A 3,690-nucleotide genomic window follows, 5' to 3' on the forward strand; every position below is an offset into this window, starting at 1 on the left:
GCACTGCTTCGCAAGCGCCCGAACGCACAGCCGCCAGCGGCTGGGCCGGACTGGGGGTTCACGGCGTCCCCGCACACCCACAGTGCCCCGCCATCCCACGGAATGCCCGCTTTTGCTGTTGCTCCGGCTTCTGCAGGTGCAGGGCGCAGCCCTGCCAACACACCCCAACCTCAGAACATCAGGTTGATCATCACCACCACCACCAGCGTGTAGATCAGCGACAGCGGTCCGCCGACCCGCCACATCTCGCGCGGGGTGTAGTTGGCCGGGCCGGTGATCATCGAAATCACCGGATTGGAGGCCGTCATCAGGTTGTTGGACGCCGACAGCGCCACGATCAGCGCGAACGCGGTCGGGTTGCCGCCCGCCGCCAGCGCCAGGTTCACCGCGATGGGCACCATCACGATGGTCGCGCCCACGTGGCTGATCACCAGCGAGAACACCGTGGTCAGCAGCGCCAGCGCCAGCTCCAGCACCCAGATCGGGATGCCGGTCGGCAGCTTGTCGATCGTGTGGCCGGCCACCCACGCCGCCGCGCCACTGGAATCCATCGCCCAGCCGAGCGGAATCAGCCCGGCCATCATGAAAACCGTTTTCCAGTTGATCGAGGCGTAGGCCTCGTCCATGCGCAGCACGCCGGTCAGCAGCATGCCGGCCACGCCGGTCATCAGGGTCAGCGCCACCGGCAGCTTGCTGGTCAGCGCGATCAGGATGGTCAGGGCGAAGATCGCCATCGCGATCTTGAACTTGTGCGGACGCTGCTCGCCGGTCGGGTAGTCGGTCACCACCACGAAGTCGCGGCTCTTGGCGGCCTGCGCCAGGTCGGTCCAGATGCTGTGGAAGACCAGCATGTCGCCGGCGCGCAGCTGCACGTCGCGCACGTCCTCGCGGATCACCTGCTTGTCGCGGTTGATCGCCAGCAGGCTGATGCCGCGCTCCTTGCGCAGGCGCAGGTCGGCCGCGCTCTTGCCGATCACATTCGAGGTCGGCGGCACCACCGCCTCGGAAATACCGGCGCGGCTGGGGTTGAACAGGTCGCCCAGGTGCTTCAGCCGCGAGGACATGCGCAGGAACTGGTTCTGCGCGAAATCGTGCACTTCCTCGCGTGGACCCATCGCGCCCAGCACGCTGCCGACCCAGATGCGCATCTCCGCCGGCGGCGCCAGGCGGGTGTCGTTGCCGGTCTTCAGCGCCAGCAGCAGCGGCGCATCGTGCAGGGTCTCGGCCTCGCCCAGGGTCATGCCCACCAGCGGGCTTTCAGCGGTCACCACCAGCTCGAATACATCGCCTTCGATGCCGTAGGTCTTGGCGAAATAGCTCTCGGTGCGCGCCGGGGTCACCCCGTCGTTGACCAGGCTTTCCTCTTCGATCAGCTTGCGGTCGCCGTAGTAGCGGAAATACAGCAGCGAGGCGATCAGCAGGGCCACGCCGATCGGCAGCGGCGCGAACATGCGCAGCGGCTCGATGGTGGCCAGGCCCGAGGGCAGGTTGTTGTTGGCCGAGGCCAGCAGATCGTTCAGCAGGATCAGCGGCGAGTTGCCGACCATGGTCAGCGCGCCGCCCATCACGATCGCCGCCGAGATCGGCAGCAGCAGCCGCTGCAGGGTCAGGCCGGTCCGCGCGACCAGCCGCGAGGCCACCGGCAGGTACAGCGCCATCACCGAGGGGTTCTGCATGAAAGACGAGTTCAGGCCGGCGATGGCCGTGGTCATCATCAGCAGCCGCTGCTCCACGCCGTGGCCGCGCCGCAGCAGCCACGCCGCCAGCCGGTTCAGCGCCCCGGTGCGGTCCAGGCCCGCACCAAGGATGGTGGTGGCGATGATGCTCATCACCGCGTTACCCGAGAAGCCACCGAAGATTTCTTCCGGGGCGATCAGGCCGGTGACGCCGAGCACCACCAGCACCACCAGCGCGACCACGTCGGCGCGGATGCGCTCGAACAGGAACATCGCCATCGTGAAGCCGACCAGCCCGAGCACGAGCTTCATGTCGTTGGTCAGCGTCAGCGCGGTATCCATGTGGGGCGCAGCGTCCTCGTGCGTGGGTCAGGTGCGGTCGTACAGCAGGTCCCAGACGCCGTGGCCCAGGTTCTGGCCGCGGGTCTCGAAGTGCGTCTGCGGGCGCCAGTCCGGGCGCGGCACGCTGCCACGCGGGCCGGCACGGTTGACCAGGCCGGCAGTGGCGTCGAGCACGTCCCACATCTGCTCGGCGTAGTCTTCCCAGTCGGTGGCGCAGTGCAGGCGGCCGCCCGGGCGCAGCTTGCGCACGATCAGCTCGGCGAACGCCGGCTGCAGCAGGCGGCGCTTGTTGTGGCGCTTCTTGTGCCACGGGTCCGGGAAGTAGATGCGCACTTCATCCAGCGCACCGTCGGCGATCTCGTTCTGCAGCACTTCCACGGCATCGTGGTGGTACAGGCGCACGTGGTCGGCGTTGTCATCGGCCAGCGCGTTCAGCAGGCGGCCCACGCCCGGGGCGTGCACTTCGATGCCGATGTAGTCGCGCGACGGATCGTGCTGGGCGGCGAAGCGCATGGCCGCACCATTGCCGAAGCCGATTTCCAGCACCTTGTGCGCCGGACGGCCGAAGGTGGCGTCCAGGTCGCGCGGCTGGCCGTTGTAGTCGATGCCGAAGCGCGGCCAGCGTTCGTCGAACGCGCGCTGCTGGGCGGGGGTGAAGCGGCCCTGGCGCAGCACGAAGCTGCGCACCTCGCGGCGGCCCTCGCTCACGGTGAAGGGCTTGGGCGGGGCCTTGGAGCCGGCGCTGTCAAAAGGATTGGTCATCAGCCGATCAGCCCATCAACCGGGGAGGAGGCGCTGGCGTAGCGCTTGCGCGGGATGCGGCCGGCCAGGAAGGCCTCGCGGCCGGCTTCGACGGCCTTGCGCATGGCGCTGGCCATCAGCACCGGATGGCGCGCACCGGCAATGGCGGTGTTCATCAGCACGCCGTCGCAGCCCAGTTCCATCGCGATGGCGGCATCGGAGGCGGTACCCACGCCGGCATCGACGATGATCGGCACCTTGGCGTCCTCGATGATCTGCAGCAGGTTGTACTTGTTCTGGATGCCCAGGCCCGAGCCGATCGGCGCGGCCAGCGGCATCACCGCAGCGCAGCCGATCTCTTCCAGGCGCTTGGCCAGGATCGGATCGTCGGAGGTGTAGACCATCACCTCGAAGCCGTCCTTGACCAGCTGCTCGGCGGCCTTGAGGGTCTGCACCACGTCCGGGTACAGCGACTTCTGGTCGCCCAGCACTTCCAGCTTGGTCAGGTTGTGGCCGTCCAGCAGCTCACGGGCCAGGCGGCAGGTGCGCACGGCGTCTTCGGCGGTGTAGCAGCCGGCGGTGTTGGGCAGGATGGTGTAGCGGTCCGGCGGCAGCACGTCCAGCAGGTTCGGTTCGCCCGGGTTCTGGCCGATGTTGGTGCGGCGGATGGCCACGGTGACGATCTGGGCGCCAGCAGCCTCGGTGGCCAGGCGGGTTTCTTCCAGATCCTTGAACTTGCCGGTGCCGGTAAGCAGCCGCGAGCCGTAGGTCTTGCCGGCGATCACCAGCGAATCGGGGGAGACAGGGAGGTTCATGACGCGATTATCGCTTATCCGCCTGAAGATGGGGTCACCTTGCGGAGGCCGGGGGGGGGGGGGGGGGGGGGCCGCCCCGCCCCCCCCCGCGGGGGGGGGGGGGGGCGGCCGGGCCG

At 68.5% G+C, this 3,690-nt stretch carries 3 protein-coding genes; all 3 read right to left on the reverse strand.

Annotated features, from left to right (window positions below; translation table 11 throughout):
- Window positions 1-170: 170 nt before the first annotated feature.
- Genes IAE56_RS20670 through IAE56_RS20680 form a run of 3 tightly spaced genes read right to left on the reverse strand, consistent with a single transcriptional unit; the run spans window position 171 to window position 3,574 of the window.
- Window positions 171-2,018 carry an SLC13 family permease gene (locus IAE56_RS20670; RefSeq protein ID WP_164073614.1) on the reverse strand — a complete coding sequence of 616 codons (1,848 nt, stop codon included), beginning with the start codon at window positions 2,016-2,018 and terminating at the stop codon, window positions 171-173.
- 27 nt (window positions 2,019-2,045) lie between these two features.
- Window positions 2,046-2,780 (reverse strand): tRNA (guanosine(46)-N7)-methyltransferase TrmB, encoded by a 735-nt coding sequence (gene trmB / locus IAE56_RS20675; RefSeq protein ID WP_108769807.1) that lies wholly within the window; start codon window positions 2,778-2,780, stop codon window positions 2,046-2,048.
- Entirely contained in the window at window positions 2,780-3,574 is a 795-nt protein-coding gene (locus IAE56_RS20680) for a thiazole synthase (RefSeq protein WP_079222965.1), read from the reverse strand. Before IAE56_RS20680 ends, trmB begins: the two co-directional genes overlap by 1 nt.
- Window positions 3,575-3,690: the final 116 nt, after the last annotated feature.

Source organism: Stenotrophomonas sp. S41, assembly GCF_016624625.1.
In the GTDB taxonomy this organism is placed as follows: Bacteria; Pseudomonadota; Gammaproteobacteria; order Xanthomonadales; family Xanthomonadaceae; genus Stenotrophomonas.

What these genes read in the sequence shown, in the direction of transcription:
- trmB (WP_108769807.1), bottom strand. Translation starts at nt 2,780, where the DNA reads ATGACCAATCCTTTTGACAGCGCCGGCTCCAAGGCCCCGCCCAAGCCC.
- IAE56_RS20680 (WP_079222965.1), bottom strand. Translation starts at nt 3,574, where the DNA reads ATGAACCTCCCTGTCTCCCCCGATTCGCTGGTGATCGCCGGCAAGACC.
- IAE56_RS20670 (WP_164073614.1), bottom strand. Translation starts at nt 2,018, where the DNA reads ATGGATACCGCGCTGACGCTGACCAACGACATGAAGCTCGTGCTCGGG.